Origin of the sequence: Paraburkholderia bonniea (assembly GCF_009455625.1) — a bacterium.
Classification (GTDB): domain Bacteria; phylum Pseudomonadota; class Gammaproteobacteria; order Burkholderiales; family Burkholderiaceae; genus Paraburkholderia; species Paraburkholderia bonniea.
This window is the reverse complement of sequence record NZ_QPEQ01000002.1, coordinates 458,582-484,840: the sequence shown is the minus strand read 5'-3', so window position 1 is coordinate 484,840 and position 26,259 is coordinate 458,582. Positions and strand designations below refer to the sequence as shown.

General features: G+C 58.5%; 11 protein-coding genes. 8 read left to right on the top strand and 3 right to left on the bottom strand.

What is annotated here, in order from left to right:
• The first annotated feature begins 7 nt into the window (after positions 1–7).
• From GH656_RS15920 to GH656_RS15890, 7 genes are all read left to right on the top strand, one after another.
• Positions 8–16,603, top strand: coding sequence for a YadA-like family protein (locus GH656_RS15920; protein WP_246184341.1), 16,596 nt, complete (start codon positions 8–10; stop codon positions 16,601–16,603).
• 513 nt (positions 16,604–17,116) lie between these two features.
• A complete protein-coding gene (locus GH656_RS15915) occupies positions 17,117–18,064 on the top strand; it encodes a choline ABC transporter substrate-binding protein (protein ID WP_153077024.1) in 948 nt (315 codons plus the stop codon).
• Positions 18,065–18,150: 86 nt separating this feature from the next.
• Positions 18,151–19,080 (top strand): 3-dehydrocarnitine:acetyl-CoA trimethylamine transferase CdhC, encoded by a 930-nt coding sequence (gene cdhC / locus GH656_RS15910; protein ID WP_153077023.1) that lies wholly within the window; start codon positions 18,151–18,153, stop codon positions 19,078–19,080.
• 118 nt (positions 19,081–19,198) lie between these two features.
• Positions 19,199–20,164: an L-carnitine dehydrogenase gene (locus GH656_RS15905; protein ID WP_153077022.1), complete on the top strand. Its 966-nt coding sequence runs from the start codon at positions 19,199–19,201 to the stop codon at positions 20,162–20,164.
• A 79-nt stretch (positions 20,165–20,243) separates the two neighbouring features.
• Positions 20,244–20,771 (top strand): thioesterase family protein, encoded by a 528-nt coding sequence (locus tag GH656_RS15900; protein ID WP_153077021.1) that lies wholly within the window; start codon positions 20,244–20,246, stop codon positions 20,769–20,771.
• A 100-nt stretch (positions 20,772–20,871) separates the two neighbouring features.
• Positions 20,872–21,885 carry an alpha/beta hydrolase gene (locus GH656_RS15895; protein ID WP_153077020.1) on the top strand — a complete coding sequence of 338 codons (1,014 nt, stop codon included), beginning with the start codon at positions 20,872–20,874 and terminating at the stop codon, positions 21,883–21,885.
• A 25-nt stretch (positions 21,886–21,910) separates the two neighbouring features.
• Positions 21,911–23,101, top strand: a complete 1,191-nt coding sequence (locus GH656_RS15890; protein WP_153077019.1) for a TauD/TfdA family dioxygenase — start codon at positions 21,911–21,913, stop codon at positions 23,099–23,101.
• Between the two features lie 101 nt (positions 23,102–23,202).
• Here the strand turns inward: GH656_RS15890 and GH656_RS15885 are convergent, their stop codons facing one another.
• Both GH656_RS15885 and GH656_RS15880 read right to left on the bottom strand, forming a co-directional pair.
• Positions 23,203–23,502: a hypothetical protein gene (locus tag GH656_RS15885; RefSeq protein WP_153077018.1), complete on the bottom strand. Its 300-nt coding sequence runs from the start codon at positions 23,500–23,502 to the stop codon at positions 23,203–23,205.
• Positions 23,503–23,621: 119 nt separating this feature from the next.
• Positions 23,622–23,912, bottom strand: coding sequence for a DUF3331 domain-containing protein (locus GH656_RS15880; RefSeq protein ID WP_153077017.1), 291 nt, complete (start codon positions 23,910–23,912; stop codon positions 23,622–23,624).
• 354 nt (positions 23,913–24,266) lie between these two features.
• Between GH656_RS15880 and GH656_RS15875 the strand changes: the two genes are divergently transcribed.
• Complete coding sequence (locus tag GH656_RS15875; protein WP_153077016.1) at positions 24,267–25,346, top strand: AI-2E family transporter; 1,080 nt, start codon at positions 24,267–24,269, stop codon at positions 25,344–25,346.
• A 40-nt stretch (positions 25,347–25,386) separates the two neighbouring features.
• Here GH656_RS15875 and GH656_RS15870 read toward each other — a convergent pair whose 3' ends face one another.
• On the bottom strand, positions 25,387–26,250 hold the full coding sequence (locus tag GH656_RS15870) for an alpha/beta hydrolase (RefSeq protein WP_246184358.1): 864 nt from the start codon (positions 26,248–26,250) through the stop codon (positions 25,387–25,389).
• Positions 26,251–26,259: the final 9 nt, after the last annotated feature.

The window sequence follows — 26,259 nt, the reverse complement described above, 5'->3', positions numbered from 1 at the left end:
AGCGGTTATGGCCGGGGCGGGGGGCATGGGGCCGGTGAGCGAAGCGCTGGCGGCGGCTCCGGTGAATTCTTTCACGGCTGGGATTTTGAGTCAGTACGCCGGGGAGTCAAGCTGCATTAACAGTGCGAAGCTCACCGGACTCTCAACGGACACGACTAATTGCTATTCAGGTGCTGGTAATCGGCAGGTTGCACTGGTGTCTTATACCGACAAGGGCGCATGGGGTGGGTACATAACGATTACCGATCCTAATACCGTCAGGCTGGGTGCAGCTGGAGCTGACAAGCTGAAAATCACAAGCACCGGGTTGTCCGTGCTTGACACCCTTGACATGGGTAGCAAAAAAATCACGGCGCTGGCGGAGGGCATGGCTGCTACTGATGCGGTGAACAAGGGGCAACTGGATGCCGCGTTTAAATACATCAAGGTTAACAACAATGTTACCGATGCGGAAGCAAGCGCAACTGGTACGCGTGACATTGCGCTAGGCGCGAACGCAGTGGCGGATACGACTGATGCACCGGGCCGTGGGTCGAGCGATTACGGAGTGGCTTTAGGCTCGTCTAGCCAGGCTTACGGTAGCGGTTCGATGGCCTTGGGCAGCGGAGCCTTGGCAGGCACTGTCGCGCTAAAGAAAACTGTGATGAGGGCTACGGCCGTGGGTTCGGGGGCAACGGTAACGGCTGCTAATGCCACGGCTCTGGGATCCGGTGCAGTCGCGGACCGGGCCAACACGGTATCAGTAGGCCGAGCCGAGGTGAAGGACGCCAAGGGCACGGTGACGACCACGGCATTGTTCCGCCAGATTGCAAACCTGGCGGACGGTACAGATGACCATGATGCGGTGAACCTGAGTCAGTTGAAGGCCCTTGGTTTGGCGACGGACACGGATGGCAAGGTAACGAATGCGTTCGTGGCTTATGACGGCACATCGAAAACGAAGGTCACGCTGGGCGGAACAGGCGCGACAACGGCTGTGACGCTGTCGAACGTGGCAGCAGGTGTCTCCAGCACCGATGCAGTGAACAAAGGCCAACTGGATACGGCGCTCAAATACATTGCGGTGAGCCCGGCAGGTGCAGGTGCAGGGGCAACGGCTACTTCTGAAAACGCTATTGCAATCGGATCGGGTGCGAACGCCAATAATTACATCGTGGGTATTCCCAGTGGTGGCATTGCAATTGGTACGAAAGCCGTGGCGAATTATGGAAAGAACATCGCACTTGGTGATGGCGCAGCGGCAAAAGGTGGAGCGTACGAAGGTGGCTATAACATTGCGATCGGGGCGGGTGCATCGGCTGAACAAACTACTTCTGGTTACGGGCATAACACGGCTCTTGGTGCGAACTCATTTTCCAAGGCATACCAGGGAACGGCACTGGGTGCTGGTGCAACGACAACAGCACTTTATTCCACGGCTCTGGGAGCCGGTTCAGTCGCAGACCGAGCCAACACGGTATCAGTAGGCCGAGCCGAGGTAAAAGACGACAAGGGCAAGGTGACGACCACGGCATTGTTCCGCCAGATTGCAAACTTGGCGGACGGTACAGAAGCCCATGATGCTGTGAACAAAAGTCAGCTAGACGCTGTGCGCAGTGCTGTAACGGAAGCGAAGGCAGCGGCTGATACGGCGAACAAATATGTGGTGGTGAATTCGACGGGCGCAGGAGCGACAGCATCGGGTACGGATGCGATAGCGATAGGTCAGTCTGCGACTGCGAATGGTGATAATTCGAATGCGTTTGGCAACTTGAGTGTTGCTAGTTCGATGGGCTCGAATGCCTTTGGTAATGCCGCGAACGCGACGGGTGCTTCAGCGACCGCATTGGGGCATCTTGCTACAGCAAGTGGAAATAATTCGAACGCAGTGGGTGCGGTGAGTTTTGCTGGCGGGACAGGTGCCAATGCCTTTGGTAATGCGGCGAGCGCGACGGGTGCCAAGGCGAGCGCATTGGGGCATCTTGCTACAGCGGGTGGGAACAGTTCGGTAGCGCTGGGCGACAGCTCGACAGCTACGGGTCTGGAGAGCCTTGCATTGGGTCATGGTGCCACCGCCAGTGGCAAATACTCGCTGGCAGTGGGTTCGTCTGCGGTAGCGGACCGTGATGACGTGGTGTCGTTTGGTTCGTCCGCCTATCAGCGAAAACTGATTAACGTAGCGGCGGGTACAGCGGACACCGATGCGGTGAACTTGGGTCAGTTGAGGGCCCTTGGCCTGACGGTGGACACGAGTGGCAAAGCCACGAACGCGTTCGTGGCTTATGACGGCACGTCGAAGGACAAGGTGACGCTGGGCGGAGTAGGCGCGACAACGGTCGTGACGCTGTCGAACGTGGCAGCAGGTACATCTAGCACCGATGCGGTGAACAAGGGGCAACTGGATGCCGCGTTTAAATACATCAAGGTTAACTACGGTGTTACCGATGCGGAAGCAAGCGCAACTGGTACGCGTGACATTGCGCTAGGCGCGAACGCAGTGGCGGATACGACTGATGCACCGGGCCGTGGGTCGAGCGATTACGGAGTGGCTTTAGGCTCGTCTAGCCAGGCTTACGGTAGAGGTTCGATGGCCTTGGGCAGCGGAGCCTTGGCAGGCACTGTCGCGCTAAAGAAAACTGCGATGAGGGCTACGGCCGTGGGTTCGGGGGCAACGGTAACGGCTGCTAATGCCACGGCTCTGGGATCCGGTGCAGTCGCGGACCGGGCCAACACGGTATCAGTAGGCCGAGCCGAGGTGAAGGACGACAAGGGCAAGGTGACGACCACGGCAGTGTTCCGCCAGATTGCAAACCTGGCGGACGGTACAGATGACCATGATGCGGTGAACCTGAGTCAGTTGAAGGCCCTTGGTTTGGCGACGGACACGGATGGCAAGGTAACGAACGCGTTTGTGGCTTATGACAGCACGTCGAAGACAAAAGTGACGCTGGGCGGAACAGGCGCGACAAAGGCCGTGATGCTGTCGAACGTGGCAGATGGTGTATCCACCAGCGATGCAGTGAACGTGGGCCAGTTGAAGGCGCTGGGTCTGACGATGGGTTCGGACGGTAAGGTCACGAACGCGTTCGTGGCTTATGACGACACGTCGAAGACGAAGGTAACGCTGGGCGGAACAGGCGCGACAACAGCAGTGACGCTGTCGAACGTGGCCGCAGGCGTATCGGGCACGGATGCGGTGAACGTGAGCCAGTTGAAGGATCTTGGCCTGACGACAGACACGAGCGGGAAGATAACGAACGCGTTCGTGTCATACGACGGCACATCGAAGGACAAGGTAACGCTGGGCGGCAAGGATGGCACGACGATCACGAATGTGAAGGCTGGAACACTGTCGTCATCGAGCACGGACGCAGTGAATGGCAGCCAGCTGTTTGCCACAAACACGAACGTGACGAAAGCACAGGCAGCAGCAGACGCGGCAGGTACAGCGCTGACAGCACTGTCGGATGTGGCGGTGAAGTACAACGACACGTCGAAGACAAAGGTAACGCTGGGCGGAACAGGCGCGACAACAGCAGTGAAGCTGTCGAACGTGGCCGCAGGCGTATCGGGCACGGATGCGGTGAACGTGAGCCAGTTGAAAGACCTTGGCCTGACGACAGACACGAGCGGGAAGATAACGAACGCGTTCGTGTCATACGACGGCACATCGAAGGACACGGTGACGCTGGGCGGCAAGGATGGCACGACGATCACGAATGTGAAGGCTGGAACACTGTCGTCATCGAGCACGGACGCAGTGAATGGCAGCCAGCTGTTTACTGTGAGCGATATCGCCACGAAAGCGAAGGCAGCGGCCGATACGGCGAATAAATATGTGGTGCTGGGTACGACGACGGGTCCAGGGGCGAAAGCGGAGGGTGCTAACGCCATTGCAATCGGATCGGGCGCGAACGCTGCTCTCGCCACTGGCGGTGGTGATGGCGGCATTGCAATTGGTACGAATGCCGTGGCGAATTATGGAAAAAACCTCGCGCTTGGTGATGGCGCAGCGGCAAAAGGTGGAGCGTACGGCACTGGCTATAACACGGCGATTGGGGCGGAGGCATTCGCTGAAAAGGGTACTGGATATGACTGGGGATTCAATACGGCTATTGGTGGGAAAGCGTACGTCAAGGCAGGAAGTGGAACGGCATTGGGTGCTAGTGCAACGGTAACAGCAAATGGTTCCACTGCGCTGGGAGCCGATACGATTGCAAACCGGGCCGACACAGTATCAGTAGGTCGAGCCGAGGTGAAGGACGCTACAGGCAAGGTGACGACCAAGGCATTGTTCCGCCAGATTGTGAATATGGCGGACGGTAAAGAGGACCATGATGCGGTGAACCTGGGTCAGTTGAAGGCACTGGGCCTGACGACGGACACGAGCGGCAAGGCCACGAACGCGTTCGTGTCATACGACGGCACATCGAAGGACAAGGTAACGCTGGGCGGCAAGGATGGCACGACGATCACGAATGTGAAGGCTGGAACACTGTCGTCATCGAGCACGGATGCAGTGAATGGCAGCCAGCTGTTCGCCACAAACACGAACGTGACGAAAGCACAGGCGACAGCAGACGCGGCAGGTACAGCGCTGACAGCACTGTCGGATGTGGCGGTGAAGTACGACGACACGTCGAAGACAAAGGTAACGCTGGGCGGAACAGGCGCGACAACGGCAGTGACGCTGTCGAACGTGGCCGCAGGCGTATCGGGCACGGATGCGGTGAACGTGAGCCAGTTGAAAGACCTTGGCCTGACGACAGACACGAGCGGGAAGATAACGAACGCGTTCGTGTCATACGACGGCACATCGAAGGACAAGGTGACGCTGGGCGGCAAGGATGGCACGACGATCACGAATGTGAAGGCTGGAACACTGTCGTCATCGAGCATGGACGCGGTGAATGGCAGCCAGTTGTTTACTGTGAGCGATATCGCCACGAAAGCGAAGGCGGCGGCCGATACGGCGAATAAATATGTGGTGGTGAATTCGACGGGTGCAGGGGCAACGGCTTCTTCTACCAATGCTATTGCAATCGGATCGGGTGCGATCTCTAATGGTCCCGGCAGCGATGGTGGTGGCATCGCAATTGGTACGAATGCTGTGTCGACTTATGGAAAGAACCTCGCGCTTGGTGATGCCGCATCGGCAAAAGGTGGTGCGTACTCTGGTGGCTACAACACTTCGATCGGGGCGGAAGCATTTACTGAAACGCTTTCCGGTGGCTCTGGATACAACACGGCTCTTGGTGGGAAAGCGACTGTCAGCGCAGACTTTGGGACGGCATTGGGTGCTGAGGCAAAGGTAATAGGAAATAATTCGAATGCGGTGGGTCGTTTGAGTTTTGCTGGCGCAACAGGCGCAAATGCATTTGGTAATAACGCGACAGTTAGTGGTCTGGAGGGCATTGCATTTGGTCACGGCGCTAAATCGAGCGGCAAGTACTCGGTTGCGGTGGGTTCGTCTGCGGTAGCGGATCGTGATAGCGCGGTGTCGTTTGGCTCGTCAAGTTTTAAGCGCCAACTGATTAACGTAGCGGCGGGTACAGCGGACACCGACGCGGTGAACCTGGGTCAGTTGAAGGCCTATGGCCTGACGACGGATACAAGCGGGAAGGCAACAAACGCGTTCGTGGCATACGACAGCACATCGAAAGACAAGGTAACGCTGGGCGGAGCAGGCGCGACAACAGCAGTGAAGCTGTCGAACGTGGCCGCAGGCGTATCGGGCACGGATGCGGTGAACGTGAGCCAGTTGAAGGACCTTGGCCTGACGACAGACACGAGCGGGAAGATAACGAACGCGTTCGTGTCGTACGACAGCACATCGAAGGACAAGGTGACGCTGGGCGGCAAGGATGGCACGACGATCACGAATGTGAAGGCTGGAACACTGTCGTCATCGAGCACGGATGCAGTGAATGGCAGCCAGCTGTTTGCCACAAACACGAACGTGACGAAAGCACAGGCGACAGCAGACGCGGCAGGTACAGCGCTGACATCACTGTCGGATGTGGCGGTGAAGTACGACGACACGTCGAAGACAAAGGTAACGCTGGGCGGAACAGGCGCGACAACAGCAGTGAAGCTGTCGAACGTGGCCGCAGGCGTATCGGGCACGGATGCGGTGAACGTGAGCCAGTTGAAGGACCTTGGCCTGACGACAGACACGAGCGGGAAGATAACGAACGCGTTCGTGTCATACGACGGCACATCGAAGGACACGGTGACGCTGGGCGGCAAGGATGGCACGACGATCACGAATGTGAAGGCTGGAACACTGTCGTCATCGAGCACGGATGCAGTGAATGGCAGCCAGCTGTTCGCCACAAACACGAACGTGACGAAAGCACAGGCAGCAGCAGACGCAGCGGCCCTGGCGACGACAACGCTGTCAGGCGTGACGGTGAAGTACGACGACACGTCGAAGACAAAGGTAACGCTGGGCGGAACAGGCGCGACAACAGCAGTGAAGCTGTCGAACGTGGCCGCAGGCGTATCGGGCACGGATGCGGTGAACGTGAGCCAGTTGAAGGACCTTGGCCTGACGACAGACACGAGCGGGAAGATAACGAACGCGTTCGTGTCATACGACGGCACATCGAAGGACACGGTGACGCTGGGCGGCAAGGATGGCACGACGATCACGAATGTGAAGGCTGGAACACTGTCGTCATCGAGCACGGATGCAGTGAATGGCAGCCAGCTGTTCGCCACAAACACGAACGTGACGAAAGCACAGGCAGCAGCAGACGCAGCGGCCCTGGCGACGACAACGCTGTCAGGCGTGACGGTGAAGTACGACGACACGTCGAAGACAAAGGTAACGCTGGGCGGAACAGGCGCGACAACAGCAGTGAAGCTGTCGAACGTGGCCGCAGGCGTATCGGGCACGGATGCGGTGAACGTGAGCCAGTTGAAGGACCTTGGCCTGACGACAGACACGAGCGGGAAGATAACGAACGCGTTCGTGTCATACGACGGCACATCGAAGGACACGGTGACGCTGGGCGGCAAGGATGGCACGACGATCACGAATGTGAAGGCTGGAACACTGTCGTCATCGAGCACGGATGCAGTGAATGGCAGCCAGCTGTTTGCCACAAACACGAACGTGACGAAAGCACAGGCAGCAGCAGACGCAGCGGCCCTGGCGACGACAACGCTGTCAGGCGTGACGGTGAAGTACGACGACACGTCGAAGACAAAGGTGACACTGGGCGGAACAGGCGCGACAACGGCAGTGAAGCTGTCGAACGTGGCCGCAGGCGTATCGGGCACGGATGCGGTGAACGTGAGCCAGTTGAAGGACCTTGGCCTGACGACAGACACGAGCGGGAAGATAACAAACGCGTTCGTGTCATACGACGGCACATCGAAGGACACGGTGACGCTGGGCGGCAAGGATGGCACGACGATCACGAATGTGAAGGCCGGAACACTGTCGTCATCGAGCACAGACGCGGTGAATGGCAGCCAGTTGTTTACTGTGAGCGATATCGCCACGAAAGCGAAGGCAGCGGCCGATACGGCGAATAAATATGTGGTGGTGAATTCGACGGGTGCAGGAGCGACAGCACCGGGTTCGAATGCGATCGCGCTGGGTGACAGCACGACTGCTAGTGGTCTGGAGAGCCTTGCATTGGGTCACAACGCTAAATCGAGCGGCAAGTACTCGGTTGCGGTGGGTTCTTCATCAGTGGCGGATCGTGATGATGCGGTGTCGTTTGGCTCGTCCTCCTATCAGCGGAAACTGATTAACGTAGCGGCGGGTACAGCGGACACCGATGCGGTGAACTTGGGTCAGTTGAGGGCCCTTGGCCTGACGGTGGACACGAGTGGCAAGGCCACGAACGCGTTCGTGGCTTATGACGGTGCGTCGAAGGACAAGGTGACGCTGGGCGGAGTAGGCGCGACAACGGTCGTGACGCTGTCGAACGTGGCAGCAGGTACATCTAGCACCGATGCGGTGAACAAGGGGCAACTGGATGCCGCGTTTAAATACATCAAGGTTAACAACAGTGTTGCCGATGCGGGAGCAAGCGCAACTGGTACGCGTGACATTGCGCTAGGCGCGAACGCAGTGGCGGATGCGGCGGATGCACCGGGCCATGGGTTGAGCGATTACGGGATAGCTATAGGCTCGTCTAGCCAGGCTTACGGTAGCGGTTCGATGGCCTTGGGCAGCGGAGCCTTGGCAGGCACTGTCGCGCTAAAGAAAACTGCGATGAGGGCTACGGCCGTGGGTTCGGGGGCAACGGTAACGGCTGCTAATGCCACGGCTCTGGGATCCGGTGCAGTCGCGGACCGGGCCAACACGGTATCAGTAGGCCGAGCCGAGGTGAAGGACGACAAGGGCAAGGTGACGACCACGGCAGTGTTCCGCCAGATTGCAAACCTGGCGGACGGTACAGATGACCATGATGCGGTGAACCTGAGTCAGTTGAAGGCCCTTGGTTTGGCGACGGACACGGATGGCAAGGTAACGAACGCGTTTGTGGCTTATGACAGCACGTCGAAGACAAAAGTGACGCTGGGCGGAACAGGCGCGACAAAGGCCGTGATGCTGTCGAACGTGGCAGATGGTGTATCCACCAGCGATGCAGTGAACGTGGGCCAGTTGAAGGCGCTGGGTCTGACGATGGGTTCGGACGGTAAGGTCACGAACGCGTTCGTGGCTTATGACGACACGTCGAAGACGAAGGTAACGCTGGGCGGAACAGGCGCGACAACAGCAGTGAAGCTGTCGAACGTAGCAGCAGGCGTATCGGGCACGGATGCGGTGAACGTGAGCCAGTTGAAAGACCTTGGCCTGACGACAGACACGAGCGGGAAGATAACGAACGCGTTCGTGTCATACGACGGCACATCGAAGGACACGGTGACGCTGGGCGGCAAGGATGGCACGACGATCACGAATGTGAAGGCCGGAACACTGTCGTCATCGAGCACGGACGCAGTGAATGGCAGCCAGTTGTTTGCCACAAACACGAACGTGACGAAAGCACAGGCAGCAGCAGACGCAGCGGCCCTGGCGACGACAACGCTGTCAGGCGTGACGGTGAAGTACGACGACACGTCGAAGACAAAGGTAACGCTGGGCGGAACAGGCGCGACAACGGCAGTGAAGCTGTCGAACGTAGCAGCAGGCGTATCGGGCACGGATGCGGTGAACGTGAGCCAGTTGAAAGACCTTGGCCTGACGACAGACACGAGCGGGAAGATAACGAACGCGTTCGTGTCATACGACGGCACATCGAAGGACAAGGTGACGCTGGGCGGCAAGGATGGCACGACGATCACGAATGTGAAGGCTGGAACACTGTCGTCATCGAGCACGGACGCAGTGAATGGCAGCCAGCTGTTCGCCACAAACACGAACGTGACGAAAGCACAGGCAGCAGCAGACGCGGCAGGTACAGCGCTGACAGCACTGTCGGATGTGGCGGTGAAGTACGACGACACGTCGAAGACAAAGGTGACGCTGGGCGGAACAGGCGCGACAAAGGCCGTGATGCTGTCGAACGTGGCAGATGGTGTATCCACCAGCGATGCAGTGAACGTGGGCCAGTTGAAGGCGCTGGGTCTGACGATGGGCTCGGACGGCAAGGCCACAAACGCGTTCGTGGCATACGACAGCACATCGAAAGACAAGGTGACGCTGGGCGGAACAGGCGCGACAAAGGCCGTGATGCTGTCGAACGTGGCAGATGGTGTATCCACCAGCGATGCAGTGAACGTGGGCCAGTTGAAGGCGCTGGGTCTGACGATGGGTTCGGACGGTAAGGTCACGAACGCGTTCGTGGCTTATGACGACACGTCGAAGACGAAGGTAACGCTGGGCGGAACAGGCGCGACAACAGCAGTGAAGCTGTCGAACGTAGCAGCAGGCGTATCGGGCACGGATGCGGTGAACGTGAGCCAGTTGAAAGACCTTGGCCTGACGACAGACACGAGCGGGAAGATAACGAACGCGTTCGTGTCATACGACGGCACATCGAAGGACACGGTAACGCTGGGCGGCAAGGATGGCACGACGATCACGAATGTGAAGGCCGGAACACTGTCGTCATCGAGCACGGATGCAGTGAATGGCAGCCAGCTGTTTGCCACAAACACGAACGTGACGAAAGCACAGGCAGCAGCAGACGCAGCGGCCCTGGCGACGACAACGCTGTCAGGCGTGACGGTGAAGTACGACGACACGTCGAAGACAAAGGTGACACTGGGCGGAACAGGCGCGACAACGGCAGTGAAGCTGTCGAACGTGGCCGCAGGCGTATCGGGCACGGATGCGGTGAACGTGAGCCAGTTGAAAGACCTTGGCCTGACGACAGACACGAGCGGGAAGATAACAAACGCGTTCGTGTCATACGACGGCACATCGAAGGACACGGTAACGCTGGGCGGCAAGGATGGCACGACGATCACGAATGTGAAGGCTGGAACACTGTCGTCATCGAGCACGGATGCAGTGAATGGCAGCCAGCTGTTCGCCACAAACACGAACGTGACGAAAGCACAGGCGGCAGCAGACGCAGCGGCCCTGGCGACGACAACGCTGTCAGGCGTGACGGTGAAGTACGACGACACGTCGAAGACAAAGGTAACGCTGGGCGGAACAGGCGCGACAACAGCAGTGAAGCTGTCGAACGTGGCCGCAGGCGTATCGGGCACGGATGCGGTGAACGTGAGCCAGTTGAAAGACCTTGGCCTGACGACAGACACGAGCGGGAAGATAACGAACGCGTTCGTGTCATACGACGGCACATCGAAGGACAAGGTGACGCTGGGCGGCAAGGATGGCACGACGATCACGAATGTGAAGGCTGGAACACTGTCGTCATCGAGCACGGACGCAGTGAATGGCAGCCAGCTGTTCGCCACAAACACGAACGTGACGAAAGCACAGGCAGCAGCAGACGCGGCAGGTACAGCGCTGACAGCACTGTCGGATGTGGCGGTGAAGTACGACGACACGTCGAAGACAAAGGTGACGCTGGGCGGAACAGGCGCGACAAAGGCCGTGATGCTGTCGAACGTGGCAGATGGTGTATCCACCAGCGATGCAGTGAACGTGGGCCAGTTGAAGGCGCTGGGTCTGACGATGGGCTCGGACGGCAAGGCCACAAACGCGTTCGTGGCATACGACAGCACATCGAAAGACAAGGTGACGCTGGGCGGAACAGGCGCGACAAAGGCCGTGATGCTGTCGAACGTGGCAGATGGTGTATCCACCAGCGATGCAGTGAACGTGGGCCAGTTGAAGGCGCTGGGTCTGACGATGGGTTCGGACGGTAAGGTCACGAACGCGTTCGTGGCTTATGACGACACGTCGAAGACGAAGGTAACGCTGGGCGGAACAGGCGCGACAACAGCAGTGAAGCTGTCGAACGTGGCCGCAGGCGTATCGGGCACGGATGCGGTGAACGTGAGCCAGTTGAAAGACCTTGGCCTGACGACAGACACGAGCGGGAAGATAACGAACGCGTTCGTGTCATACGACGGCACATCGAAGGACACGGTGACGCTGGGCGGCAAGGATGGCACGACGATCACGAATGTGAAGGCTGGAACACTGTCGTCATCGAGCACGGACGCAGTGAATGGCAGCCAGCTGTTTGCCACAAACACGAACGTGACGAAAGCACAGGCGGCAGCAGACGCAGCGGCCCTGGCGACGACAACGCTGTCAGGCGTGACGGTGAAGTACGACGACACGTCGAAGACAAAGGTAACGCTGGGCGGAACAGGCGCGACAACAGCAGTGAAGCTGTCGAACGTGGCCGCAGGCGTATCGGGCACGGATGCGGTGAACGTGAGCCAGTTGAAAGACCTTGGCCTGACGACAGACACGAGCGGGAAGATAACGAACGCGTTCGTGTCATACGACGGCACATCGAAGGACAAGGTGACGCTGGGCGGCAAGGATGGCACGACGATCACGAATGTGAAGGCTGGAACACTGTCGTCATCGAGCACGGACGCAGTGAATGGCAGCCAGCTGTTCGCCACAAACACGAACGTGACGAAAGCACAGGCAGCAGCAGACGCGGCAGGTACAGCGCTGACAGCACTGTCGGATGTGGCGGTGAAGTACGACGACACGTCGAAGACAAAGGTGACGCTGGGCGGAACAGGCGCGACAAAGGCCGTGATGCTGTCGAACGTGGCAGATGGTGTATCCACCAGCGATGCAGTGAACGTGGGCCAGTTGAAGGCGCTGGGTCTGACGATGGGCTCGGACGGCAAGGCCACAAACGCGTTCGTGGCATACGACAGCACATCGAAAGACAAGGTGACGCTGGGCGGAACAGGCGCGACAAAGGCCGTGATGCTGTCGAACGTGGCAGATGGTGTATCCACCAGCGATGCAGTGAACGTGGGCCAGTTGAAGGCGCTGGGTCTGACGATGGGCTCGGACGGCAAGGCCACAAACGCGTTCGTGGCATACGACAGCACATCGAAAGACAAGGTGACGCTGGGCGGAACAGGCGCGACAAAGGCCGTGATGCTGTCGAACGTGGCAGATGGTGTATCCACCAGCGATGCAGTGAACGTGGGCCAGTTGAAGGCGCTGGGTCTGACGATGGGTTCGGACGGTAAGGTCACGAACGCGTTCGTGGCTTATGACGACACGTCGAAGACGAAGGTAACGCTGGGCGGAACAGGCGCGACAACAGCAGTGAAGCTGTCGAACGTGGCCGCAGGCGTATCGGGCACGGATGCGGTGAACGTGAGCCAGTTGAAAGACCTTGGCCTGACGACAGACACGAGCGGGAAGATAACGAACGCGTTCGTGTCATACGACGGCACATCGAAGGACACGGTGACGCTGGGCGGCAAGGATGGCACGACGATCACGAATGTGAAGGCTGGAACACTGTCGTCATCGAGCACAGACGCGGTGAATGGCAGCCAGCTGTTTGCCACAAACACGAACGTGACGAAAGCACAGGCGACAGCAGACGCGGCAGGTACAGCGCTGACAGCACTGTCGGATGTGGCGGTGAAGTACGACGACACGTCGAAGACAAAGGTGACGCTGGGCGGAACAGGCGCGACAAAGGCCGTGATGCTGTCGAACGTGGCAGATGGTGTATCCACCAGCGATGCAGTGAACGTGGGCCAGTTGAAGGCGCTGGGTCTGACGATGGGTTCGGACGGTAAGGTCACGAACGCGTTCGTGGCTTATGACGACACGTCGAAGACGAAGGTAACGCTGGGCGGAACAGGCGCGACAACGGCAGTGAAGCTGTCGAACGTGGCCGCAGGCGTATCGGGCACGGATGCGGTGAACGTGAGCCAGTTGAAGGACCTTGGCCTGACGACAGACACGAGCGGGAAGATAACGAACGCGTTCGTGTCATACGACGGCACATCGAAAGACAAGGTGACGCTGGGCGGCAAGGATGGCACGACGATCACGAATGTGAAGGCTGGAACACTGTCGTCATCGAGCACGGACGCAGTGAATGGCAGCCAGCTGTTCGCCACAAACACGAACGTGACGAAAGCACAGGCGACAGCAGACGCGGCAGGTACAGCGCTGACAGCACTGTCGGATGTGGCGGTGAAGTACGACGACACGTCGAAGACAAAAGTGACGCTGGGCGGAACAGGCGCGACAAAGGCCGTGATGCTGTCGAACGTGGCAGATGGTGTATCCACCAGCGATGCAGTGAACGTGGGCCAGTTGAAGGCGCTGGGTCTGACGATGGGTTCGGACGGTAAGGTCACGAACGCGTTCGTGGCTTATGACGACACGTCGAAGACGAAGGTAACGCTGGGCGGAACAGGCGCGACAACGGCAGTGAAACTGTCGAACGTGGCCGCAGGCGTATCGGGCACGGATGCGGTGAACGTGAGCCAGTTGAAAGACCTTGGCCTGACGACAGACACGAGCGGGAAGATAACGAACGCGTTCGTGTCATACGACGGCACATCGAAGGACACGGTGACGCTGGGCGGCAAGGATGGCACGACGATCACGAATGTGAAGGCTGGAACACTGTCGTCATCGAGCACGGATGCAGTGAATGGCAGCCAGCTGTTTGCCACAAACACGAACGTGACGAAAGCACAGGCGACAGCAGACGCGGCAGGTACAGCGCTGACAGCACTGTCGGATGTGGCGGTGAAGTACGACGACACGTCGAAGACAAAGGTGACGCTGGGCGGAACAGGCGCGACAAAGGCCGTGATGCTGTCGAACGTGGCAGATGGTGTATCCACCAGCGATGCAGTGAACGTGGGCCAGTTGAAGGCGCTGGGTCTGACGATGGGTTCGGACGGTAAGGTCACGAACGCGTTCGTGGCTTATGACGACACGTCGAAGACGAAGGTAACGCTGGGCGGAACAGGCGCGACAACGGCAGTGAAACTGTCGAACGTGGCCGCAGGCGTATCGGGCACGGATGCGGTGAACGTGAGCCAGTTGAAGGACCTTGGACTGACGACAGACACGAGCGGGAAGATAACGAACGCGTTCGTGTCATATGACGGCACATCGAAGGACACGGTGACGCTGGGCGGCAAGGATGGCACGACGATCACGAATGTGAAGGCCGGAACACTGTCGTCATCGAGCACGGACGCAGTGAATGGCAGCCAGCTGTTTGCCACAAACACGAACGTGACGAAAGCACAGGCGACAGCAGACGCGGCAGGTAAAGCGCTGACAGCACTGTCGGATGTGGCGGTGAAGTACAACGACACGTCGAAGACAAAGGTAACGCTGGGTGGCTCAGCTTCAGCAAGCGCAGTGATGCTGTCGAACGTGGCCGCAGGCGTATCGGGCACGGATGCGGTGAACGTGAGCCAGTTGAAAGACCTTGGCCTGACGACAGACACGAGCGGGAAGATAACGAACGCGTTCGTGGCATACGACAGCACGTCGAAGGACACGGTGACGCTGGGCGGCAAGGATGGCACGACGATCACGAATGTGAAGGCCGGAACACTGGCGTCATCGAGCACGGACGCGGTGAATGGCAGCCAGTTGTTCGCCACGAACGAGAACGTGAAGCAGAACACCACAGATATCGCCAGGCATGCCGGTGACATCTCCAAAGCACAGGCAACCGCTGACGCAGCAAATACAGCGCTGACAGCACTGTCGGATGTGGCGGTGAAGTACGACGACACGTCGAAGACGAAAGTGACGCTGGGTGGTTCAGCCAGAGCAGGCGCAGTAACGCTGTCGAACGTTGCAGCAGGTGTCGCCGACACGGATGCGGTGAACGTGGAGCAACTGAAGGATCTCGGCCTGACGACGGGGTCGGACGGCAAGGCAACGAACGCATTTGTGTCGTACGACAGCATGACGAAGAACACGGTGACGCTGAGCGGCAAGGATGGCACGACGATCACGAATGTGAAGGCCGGAGAGCTGTCGGCATCAAGCATGGATGCCGTCAATGGCGCGCAGTTGCACAACGTCGCAAGCAGTACGGCCAGCGCGTTGGGTGGCGGCTCTACCGTTAATGCCGATGGCACAGTCAGCATGCCGGTATATACGGTCGATGGTGCCAAAGTGAATGGAGTGGGTGCAGCGATTTCGAAACTGGACGAACGTGCTTCGAATAACTCGACTCAGATCACCCAGATCACCAATGACATCAAGACAGGTGCGTTAGGGCTGGTCACGCAAGACAGCAAGAGCGGCAACATCCTGGTGGCGAGTGCTGTTGGTGGGGGGATGGTCAACATGGCTGGCACGGATGGCCCACGTGTGATCTCGGGTGTAGCAAATGGCACGGCTAATTCAGATGCCGTTACGGTCGCACAGCTGAAAGCGGTGGGCCTGATTGATCCGAGTGGCAAAGCCATGGGTGCGGTGGTCTATGACGACCTCAGCCTGAAACGTGCAACGTTGGGCGGTGCCGGTGGCACGGTACTCGATCACGTTGCCGACGGGCGGATCGCTTCTGGCAGCCTGGAGGCCGTGAACGGTGGCCAGTTGAACACGTTGAAGGAAGATTTCCAGAGCAAGTACGACACGCTTAACGGCAAAGTGGTTGATCTGAATACCCGCGTTGAGAACTCTGCCAGTGGTGGCGGTGGCAGCGGTGGAACGGGGGGTAATAAGGCCGACAACGGTGGCATGATCGCCCCGGGTACAGGCACCAATAGCGTGGTGATCGGACCAAACTCCCAGGCACCTGGCGCAAGCAGCATGGCAATGGGCCCGAACGCAACCGCCAACGGTAACAATTCGATAGCGATTGGCCAGGATTCGGTCGCTGATCGGGATAACACGGTGTCGGTGGGGTCCGAAAACCACGAGCGTCAGATCACCAATGTGGCAGGTGGCACAGCGCCTACCGATGCGGTGAACGTTCAGCAATTGCGTGGTGTACAAGGACAGGTCAACGATGTCGCTCGCCGGGCTTACACAGGTGTTGCCATGGCCATGGCGATGTCGGGCACCTACTTGCCGCAGTTGGCACCGGGTGAGAAAACGCTGGGGGTTGGCGTGGGTGGTTATAAAGGCTACGGCGCGCTTGCCGTGAACTTTAAAGCGCTGACTACTAGCGGCCGTCTCTCGTGGGGTGCGGGTGTGTCATCCAGTGGTCATGACGTTGGCTTTAACGCAGGTGCTGGATGGAAGTGGTAAGAGCAGAACGGGTTTTGCCTTTGTCACGCTAACCATGGCAAACGTGGAACCCCAACTGCCCAGCTACATCAACTGAAGTCGAAGTCGAAGTCGAAGTCGAAGTCGAAGTCGAAGTCGAAGTCGAAGCGCTGAGCGTTTCTTGCATCACCTGAAGCGGAGTGTCCGGGCAACCGGCACTCCGCTTTTTTTTATGCCACCCGGTTGTTGCTTCGCTACTCAACTGCCATAGCGCTAGCCAGAAAATGGCGCTGCCCTAGACGGCGGATATTGGCTGTGATCCGGGCTAAGACTTACGCCAGGATAGAGAAGCAATGGTGGTTTTCCCTTGTGGTCGCCCTAAAGCAAGAACGAGTCGCTAATGGTCGCGTGAGACGGGATCAGAGGTTGTAACTTTGACCCACTGCCAGCCGGATTGAGCAAGCAGTTAACCGGGTCGTCAGGACTGCATCCTGATCGGCCAAGGCCGGCAAAGCAGCAGGCTGTGCTTTGCCTCACGTGTTCGAAGGGGGTGCAATGAAGTTTTCCGTCAAGGCCCAACTGGTTTGTGGTGCGCTGTTGTCGTCCTGGGTATCTGCCCCGATGGCCCAGGAGCCTGCTGCTTGTCAGGCGGTGCGCTTTGCTGATATTGGCTGGGCCGATATCACATCGACCACCGCCATTGCATCGGTCATTCTCGATGGTCTTGGATACAAGCCAACCAGCACGCTGGTGTCGGTGCCTATCTCGTTCGCCGGGCTCAAAAGTCGCCAGATCGACGTCTCGCTGGGCTACTGGTGGCCCATTCAGGAAAAAGCCATTGCGCCATTTCTGGAAGCCAAAACCATCCATCTGATGGAGCCAGCCAATCTAACGGGTGCTAAAGCCACGTTGGCAGTGCCAGCCTATGTGTATCAGGCAGGCCTGCGCTCATTTGCCGATATCGCCAAGCATCGCACTGAACTCGACGGCAAGATTTACGGCATCGAACCCGGCAGCAGCGCTAACGCTGCCATTCAAAAAATGATTGCCACCAACCAGTTTGGTCTGGGCGGTTTCAAGCTGGTTGAATCGAGCGAGGCGGGGATGCTGGTGACGGTCGATCGTGCGATCCGCGACAAAAAATGGGTCTTGTTTCTCGGTTGGGAGCCACACCCGATGAATCTCCAGATCGACATGAAATACCTCTCCGGCAGCGATAACGCTTTCGGCCCTAACGATGGTGAAGCGCGGGTTTATACGCTGACGTCCCAAGGCTATGCAGGGCGTTGCCCTAACGTCGGCAAGCTGCTGGCCAATCTGAAATTCACCACGCAGATCGAAAACCACATGATGCAGTCCGTGATGAAACGGCAAAAACCCACGGATGCCGCCCGCGCCTATCTGAAGAGCAATCCACAGGTTCTGGATGCCTGGCTGGCAGGCGTGAAGACGTATGACGGCGGGGACGGCTTGCCTGCTGTCAGGCGTCAACTCGGCCTTTAATTATCTATAGCGACCCCTAGCCCTGGCTGTGCAAATTTGCCACGGCTCAACTTACTCAAACCAACCAGAAACAGGAATTCGCACACATGAACCACGAAGTGATCGTGACCTGCGCCGTTACTGGGGCAGGCGATACGGTAGGCAAACATCCGTCCATTCCGGTGACTCCCAGGCAGATTGCCGACGCTGCGATCGAAGCGGCGAAAGCGGGTGCGACCGTCGCACACTGTCACGTAAGAGACCCCAAAACCGGGCGTGGCAGCCGTGATCCCAACCTGTACCGTGAAGTCGTAGACCGCATTCGCTCATCAGACACCGACGTCATCATCAATCTCACCGCTGGCATGGGCGGCGATCTTGAGATTGGGCCAGGCGAAGACCCTATGCGCTTTGGTGCCGGAACCGATCTGGTGGGGGGGCTGACACGCCTCGCGCATGTCGAGGAGCTGTTGCCAGAAATTTGCACGCTGGATTGCGGCACGCTCAATTTTGGCGATGGCGACTACATCTATGTCTCCACACCCGCTCAACTCCGGGCTGGCGCTAGGCGTATTCAGGAACTTGGAATCAAACCTGAGCTGGAAATTTTCGATACCGGTCATCTATGGTTTGCCAAACAAATGCTCAAAGAAGGGCTGCTCGATGCCCCCCCGTTGTTTCAGATTTGCCTCGGCATCCCTTGGGGGGCTCCCGCTGACACAACAACGATGAAGGCGATGGCCGATAACCTGCCGCCTGGCGCGCAATGGGCTGGCTTTGGTATTGGCCGGATGCAAATGCCGATGGTGGCGCAAGCGATGCTGCTTGGCGGCCATGTGCGTGTGGGCCTGGAAGACAACCTCTGGCTTGATCGCGGCGTTGCGGCAACCAACGGCACGCTGGTGCAACGTGCGCGCGAAATCATTGAGCGTCTGGGTGGCCGCGTGTTAACGCCCGCCGAAGGCCGCCAGAAGCTGGGCTTGCCCGTGCTGGGCAAACGCTTGCTTGAGCGCCGTGTGCTTGAGCAAATCGCCTGATTGATCCGGCTGACTGCTGATGTCTCATCGCTAACTGCTAATTGCTAATTGCTAATTGCTGATTGCCAGTCCGTTGCAAGACATCGGCTCATTCAAGACTATTTGAGGGCTCTCTGATATGGCGTATCTCGTCGATCTCAAAACATTCGCTGCCATTGGCGTGGGTGTAATCGGTAGTGGCTGGGTCTCACGGGCACTGGCGCATGGGCTGGATGTCGTTGCGTGGGACCCGGCACCAGGCGCTGAAGCGCAATTACGCGCGAACGTCGCAAATGCGTGGCCAGCCCTTGAACGAGTCGGGTTGGCCCCGGGTGCTGACCCGAGCCGGCTGCGCTTTGTCAGCACGATTGAAGCGTGTGTGGAGCATGCCGATTTCATCCAGGAAAGCGCACCAGAGCGCGAAACCCTAAAACGCGCATTGCACGACCAGATCAGTCACGCGGCCAAACCTGAGGCAATCATCGCGTCCTCCACCTCTGGTTTGTTACCGAGTGATTTTTATGCGCAGGCGTTGCATCCGGGGCGGTGCCTGGTCGGGCATCCATTCAACCCGGTTTATCTGCTACCGCTGGTTGAGGTGGTGGGCGGCACTCAGACCGCACCCGCTGCAATCGAGGCCGCGTTGCAGATTTATCGCGCGCTGGATATGCGGCCGTTGCATGTCCGCAAAGAAGTGCCGGGTTTTATCGCGGATCGCCTGCTTGAAGCGCTGTGGCGTGAAGCGTTGCATCTCGTCAACGATGGGGTCGCTACGACGGGCGAAATAGACGACGCGATTCGTTTCGGTGCTGGCATTCGCTGGTCGTTTATGGGGACGTTTCTGACCTATACGCTCGCTGGGGGTGACGCTGGCATGCGACATTTCATGCAGCAGTTTGGTCCGGCGCTCGAATTGCCATGGACCCGGCTCGTCGCGCCCCGGTTGACCGATGAACTGATTAACCGTGTGGTAGAGGGGACGGCTGAGCAGGTTGGGCCACGCACGATCAAGGAACTGGAGCGGTATCGGGACGACTGCATTACCAGCGTGCTGACGGCCATCGAAGAGACCAAAGCACGTCACGGGATGCAAGCCGGCGACTGATACTGTGCCGGGTTAGTGCGCTGGCACGATGGCGCGTTGTGCGTCACTAGCCAATCCGATCTTTTATCCAGGAGTGCCCATGCAATCAGATTCACCGTTTCTGCACTATCACGACACTGTTGCAAGCGAGTGGGTGGACTACAACGGGCACTTGCGCGATGCGTACTACATGCTGCTTTTTAGTTTCGCCACCGATGCGCTTATCGAACATATTGGTCTTGACGCAGTGACGCGCCAGACGCGTAAGCGTTCGATCTACACGCTAGAGGCGCATATCAATTACCTGGATGAGATTAAACAGGGCGCACGGGTTCGAGTTGAAACACGGCTGCTGGCCCACGACAAAAAGCGTTTGCATATTTATCTTGAGATGTTCGCTGACACCCACGAGCAGCCGGTCGCAGCAGGCGAGCAGATGCTGCTGCATGTTGCGACCCGGGGCGCTGATGGTCAAAGCGAATCGGCTCAGTCAGCGATTTTCGATCCAGATGTGTATGAGAAGGTGCAGCAGCTAGCTGCGGCACATGCGGTAGAGGCCTCCGCCACCTATGCTGGCCGGAAGATTGGTTTGCCGCCGCTGCTGTCACTGGTCAAGCATCCAGCGTGAGCTAAGCAGCTTGTCTAAACGCCGCGCCTGGCGTCTTACATAAGGTTGCTACCCAGTCACTTACCTGGGCACTTATCCCAATCTGAGAGATAGCACCGTCATGCTTGAGCCTGAGATCGTGGAATTTATTGCGGCGACATCGGCGGTTTATCCGGCCGATGCCGCGTTGCTGCCGGTGGCGCAGCAACGCCAGCACTACGATCATCTGAGCGCCACGCTGACGTCTTCAGCGTTACCCGCTGGGGTGCGGGCTGAGGATGCGTTATTCACGGCCGAGGCTGGCCACAAGATTGCCTTGCGTGCGTATCGTCGTGGCGATACGACTGATACCACCGGGGTCGTGCTGTACTTTCATGGCGGTGGTTTTGTGCTTGGCTCGCTGGAGAGCCATCAGTTCATCACCGCCCGTCTGGCAGCGGACACGGGCTTATGCATCGTCGCCGTTGCTTACCGTCTCGCACCTGAACACCCGGCACCCGCCGCGCACGAAGACTGCGTTGAAATTACGCTGGCCGCACTCGATGGCCGCTTGTCATTGGTGCCGCCGCTGCACGCCTCGCTGCAACTGGCGGGCGATAGCGCAGGTGGCACGCTGGCCGCGAGCGTCGCGCTGCAATTGCGGGACCTGGGATACGGCGGGGTGCAAGGCCTCGCTTTGATCTATCCGATGCTGGGCGCTGAGCCGCAATTGCCCGCGCGTGAGTCTGAAGCGCATGCACCGTTGCTCACGCTCGCCGATGTCTACGCCTTTCGCCGGTACTACTGGGGCGATACATGGCCACCCGCATGGGCGACCCCCCTGGACACCACCGACCTCAGCAACTTGCCTGCCACGCTGGCGATAGGCGTCGAACACGACCCGTTGCGTGACGATGCGCTGGTATTTGCCCAGCGCATCCAGGCGGCAGGCGGACAAGCTGAGGCGTGGCTGGGCGAAGGGCTGGTGCATGGCTGCTGGCGTGCGCTGCAGACGAGCCCAGGGGTGCAGCGGCTGCACGGCAACGTGTGCCGTTTTTTACGTGAGATCGACGTTGCCGCACGTTCACCTGCTGCGGTGATGGCGGTGCCTCAGCATGAAAACCTGGCTGCACATGCACCATCTGCTGCCACCTGATCCATCTGCCACAAGGAGACTGGCCATGCAACTTGCTGAACCGATGATCGAAGACTGGCGCGCATTTACGACGCACGTTTCGCTAGATGACGCGGTAATTGCTCAGGATGCCGTGACGCTCACGTGGAGCGACCGGCGCGTGTCGCTGTTTCATTTCGCCTGGCTGCGCGACAACTGCGCGTGCAGCCAGTGCGTTCATCCGCTCACGCGCGAGCAGGTGTTTGAGATTGCTGACATGCCCGACGATCTCCGCATTCAGGCGGCATCCATCGACCATAACGGCGCACTGAACACGCAATGGACGGATGGGCACCGTAGTGTCTATGGTCCAGGCTGGCTGCGAGCGCATGCGTACGACGAAACCTCCCGGGCTGAACGGCGTGGCGGCGACCAGGTCCAGCCGTGGTGCTCCGAATATGGCGCGGCGCTGACCGCTTTCGACTGGCACGAGATTCGTCATGACGACACGGCGCTGCTGGCATGGCTCGTCGCGCTGCGCCGCACTGGCCTGACCTTGCTGCGGGGCGTGCCCTCCACGCCTGACACGGTGGCCGAGGTCGCACAGCGTATTTCGTTTATCCGCGAGAGCAACTTTGGCGTGCTGTTCGACGTGGTGTCCAAACCTACGCCCGATAGCAACGCGTACACCTCGATCAATCTGCCGCCGCACACGGATTTACCCACGCGTGAATTGCAGCCGGGTCTGCAGTTTTTGCATTGCCTCATCAACGAGGCATCAGGCGGCGACAGCATTTTTATTGATGGCTTTGCGCTGGCCGCTCATTTGCGGCAGCACGAACCAGAGGTGTTCGCCACGCTGACTTCCGTGCCATTCGAGTTCTGGAACAAGAGTGCGACCAGTGATTACCGTGCTTCGGCTCCCGTGATTGCGCTAGATGGCGCTGGCGAAGTGAGTGAAGTACGTCACGCGAATTTTTTGCGTGGGCCAGTCAGCGCGAGATCTGAGCTTATGCCCGAGATTTATCACGCATACCGGCGTTTTATCCAGCTTGGGCGTGACCCGCGCTTTCGGGTGCAACGCAGGTTGGCTGCGGGCGAGATGTGGGCGTTTGATAACCGCCGGGTGCTGCATGCACGTACCGAATTCGATCCGCAAACTGGCGCACGTCACCTGCAAGGCTGCTATATCGACCGTGACGAACTGCTGTCCCGTATTCGGGTGCTGGAGCGAGCGGTTGGAGCGAAGGCACGCTAGCAAATAAAAAGAGGTGGCGCAGCCGCCGCTGCGTCACCTCTGGTTTGATTTGGGCGTTGAGCTTGACTTGGCAACAAGCCACAACACTTAAACCATGATGCCTATGCCACGATATTCAGGGCTTTGCGGGCCTGGGCATTTCTCTGTTCGTCATCGGCCAGTACATATCCTTTATCTACCAGCATCCGCGTCATGTATTGCCGGTTATACAGAAACGCGACCACCAACTGCCACAGGCCGCAGGTCACCACCGTGAACAGTAAATGAAGCGCGGCGACCATCAGTTCGCCGCGAAAAAAAGGGACCAGAAAACCAAAAAACAAATAAGTCCAGCTGAAACCAAAATAACCTTTGCGTACAACTCCAGACTGGGGGTGCTTGATCATTACAGCAGTGGCCATCGTTTTCTCCTATGAGCAAATTTATTCCGGGGGCTGGAGCATACCAGGAGTTTCGCCACCAGCCGTCAAAAAAATCAGGAGGGCACCTACGGTGCCACGACGGATGTAGAGGAGGGTGCTTAGGTATCGAGTGCGAGGTTGTTAATGATTTCGGCTGAAATCATCGCGGTGGCATTAGATGGAGCGGGGCGCTCAGCAGGTTTGAATACCGCATCTCCACGGCGGATTTTCTGGCGCGATACCGCGCATGTCCCTGATTTATGCGCCGAACGCCGGCGCCAGCGTTGCTCGCCATAATGGCAGCGGCCGGGTTCTACCCAGCGTATGACAAGCGCTGTATCCGAGCGCTCCAGAATCTCGATGCGCACACCGTCGGTGCCATTTAGGGGTAAGGACGCGTTGGCATTCATCGTCAGCTCCATCGGTTGGGTGTGGCGCAATGTAGCCTTACCTCGGCTTTTACACCATTGCAGATCAGGGGAAACAGCGTTCCGGAAATGGCAATAATCAATTTGGATAGCGAAACCGCATTATATCTATGCGGGTTTAAAGTGTTTTTTCGAGATTAACTAGATTTATGCAACAAAACATTTTTTGACAAAAAATCGCCACATCAGTTGCGGCTGATGTTCTTGCGGGTTGTTCATATGGATTTTGGCGCAGGCAATTCTATTAAAATGGCGCATTTTCCAGTCATATTCCGCCATACATTACAGCTCGGCCGGTCCGCCATTGGGCTTGGGCACCTATCTCTCCGAGGTCATATGAGCTTCCGCTTGCCTGCGTTACCGCAAGAGCCAAATTCGCCAAACCGGCGAAAAATGCAGCATGCCGCGCTGGCGGTTTTATATATCGCGCTGGTGCTGCTGGCCTTGTGGGTCGTGCGCGACTTTATTCGTGCCGTCGCATGGGCCGCTGTGATCTCGATTGCGTTATGGCCGCTACTGCGCCTGATCGAAGGGCTGGCCTGGTTCAGAGGGCGGACGACGCTGATTGCCAGTTGCCTCACGCTGGCGATGCTGTTGCTGGTGCTGCTGCCGGTTGGTGTCGTGATTGCCCAGGCGGCCAGCGAAGCGCATGACCTGATGATCTGGTTCAGAACGATCCAGGAAAACGGCATTCCGGTTCCTGAGGTGATTGGGCATTTGCCATTTGGTGCGCAGTCGGTTGGCGCGTGGTGGCAAGCCAATCTGGCGCAGCCATTGCGCGAATCCGCCGCCATGAAAGGCTTGCACAGCGGTGCGGTGATGACCTTTGGCGGTCATTTCGGCATGCGCGCAGTCCATGGCTTGATGTTGTTCGGTTTTATGCTGCTCACGCTGTTCATGATTTTTCAGGCCGGTCCGCGTTTGTCCGGCGCGTTACTCAGGGGTGCGCGCCGGGCGTTTGGCCATGATGGGGCGAAACTAGTCGAGCAGATGGCCGCGGCAGTGCGGGGCACGGTGTCGGGGCTGGTCGTCGTGGGCTTGGGCGAGGGCGCATTGCTGGGCGTGGCTTATATGCTGGCGGGCGTGCCGCATCCAGCGTTACTGGGCCTGATGACAGCGATTGCCGCGATGCTGCCGTTCTGTGCCCCAATCACGTTTTGTGGTGCGGCACTCTGGTTGTTCCTGAATGATTCGCCAGGCAGTGCGATCGCGGTCGCGGTGTTTGGTTTTGTTGTGGTGTTTATTGCCGAACATTTTGTCCGGCCTGTGCTGATTGGCAATTCGGCGCGATTGCCGTTCCTGCTGGTGTTGTTTGGCATTCTTGGCGGGGCGCAGACCTTCGGCTTGCTGGGACTTTTTATTGGCCCCGCATTGATGACGGTGCTGATGATGCTTTGGACTGAATGGGTGCGTTAGGTCATCTCAGGCTGCAGATGCGATACACCCGGGCAACGGGTTAATCACGCAGTGGCGGTTTGAGGCACCCCAGCGTATAGCGCAGCGCTCCCGGCAGCAGCGTGCTCCAGACCTCCCACGTATGCGCGCCATCAATAATTCTGAGCGAGGCCGGATTGCCAGCCTGACGCAGATGGGTATACAACACGGAGGCTTCGGCCTGGATTGCCAGATCGTCGTCACCCGAAGCGACGAATATCGGCAGGCGATACGGTTTGCTCATATAGCGCGTCCAGAGCGCCGGATAATTCAGCGCATGCCAGATGCGCGGATCAAATTGCGGCTCGCCAAACACGCCCACCCGGCGTGCTGAAGAATCGAGCGGAGGTTCGTTGGCATAGATCGCGGGGCTCAACAACAGCGCACCGCAAAAATAAGCCGGATGGCTCAGCGCATACCTCAGCGCACCGAACCCCCCCATGGATACCCCGCCAATCGCCCGCCCGCTGCGTTCAGTTGAAACGGCGTAATGGGTTTCAATTTCTGGCAGCAAATCTTCGAAGAAGGCTGTTTCGATTGGCTCCTTGCGATCAACGTACCAGTCAGTGCCGCCTTGCGGCATCACGATTACCACGGGCGTGATTTCTTTACGCTTGATCAACGCATCAGCCGTGGTTTGCAGATGCCCCTGGGTGATCCAGTCGTTGGCATTGCCGTTATTGCCATGTAACAGGTACAGCACCGGATAACGCGGGTTATCGGCGGAAGTCAGGGCGGAATAACCATCCGGCAGATAAACCGTGTAAGCCCAGTTCCGTCCCAGTGCGGCTGAATGAAACGTGCGGTTGAGCACGTTGCCCGCCAGCGCGGAGGCACTAAGTGAGCCTGTGAGCAGCGCCAGAAGAAGCCGCCGCCATAACCTGATCCGCCCGAC

Excerpts from the sequence above, each read along its gene's own strand:
- GH656_RS15920 (WP_246184341.1), top strand. The coding sequence starts at position 8 with ATGGCCGGGGCGGGGGGCATGGGGCCGGTGAGCGAAGCGCTGGCGGCG.
- GH656_RS15915 (WP_153077024.1), top strand. The coding sequence starts at position 17,117 with ATGAAGTTTTCCGTCAAGGCCCAACTGGTTTGTGGTGCGCTGTTGTCG.
- cdhC (WP_153077023.1), top strand. The coding sequence starts at position 18,151 with ATGAACCACGAAGTGATCGTGACCTGCGCCGTTACTGGGGCAGGCGAT.
- GH656_RS15905 (WP_153077022.1), top strand. The coding sequence starts at position 19,199 with ATGGCGTATCTCGTCGATCTCAAAACATTCGCTGCCATTGGCGTGGGT.
- GH656_RS15900 (WP_153077021.1), top strand. The coding sequence starts at position 20,244 with ATGCAATCAGATTCACCGTTTCTGCACTATCACGACACTGTTGCAAGC.
- GH656_RS15895 (WP_153077020.1), top strand. The coding sequence starts at position 20,872 with ATGCTTGAGCCTGAGATCGTGGAATTTATTGCGGCGACATCGGCGGTT.
- GH656_RS15890 (WP_153077019.1), top strand. The coding sequence starts at position 21,911 with ATGCAACTTGCTGAACCGATGATCGAAGACTGGCGCGCATTTACGACG.
- GH656_RS15885 (WP_153077018.1), bottom strand. The coding sequence starts at position 23,502 with ATGGCCACTGCTGTAATGATCAAGCACCCCCAGTCTGGAGTTGTACGC.
- GH656_RS15880 (WP_153077017.1), bottom strand. The coding sequence starts at position 23,912 with ATGAATGCCAACGCGTCCTTACCCCTAAATGGCACCGACGGTGTGCGC.
- GH656_RS15875 (WP_153077016.1), top strand. The coding sequence starts at position 24,267 with ATGAGCTTCCGCTTGCCTGCGTTACCGCAAGAGCCAAATTCGCCAAAC.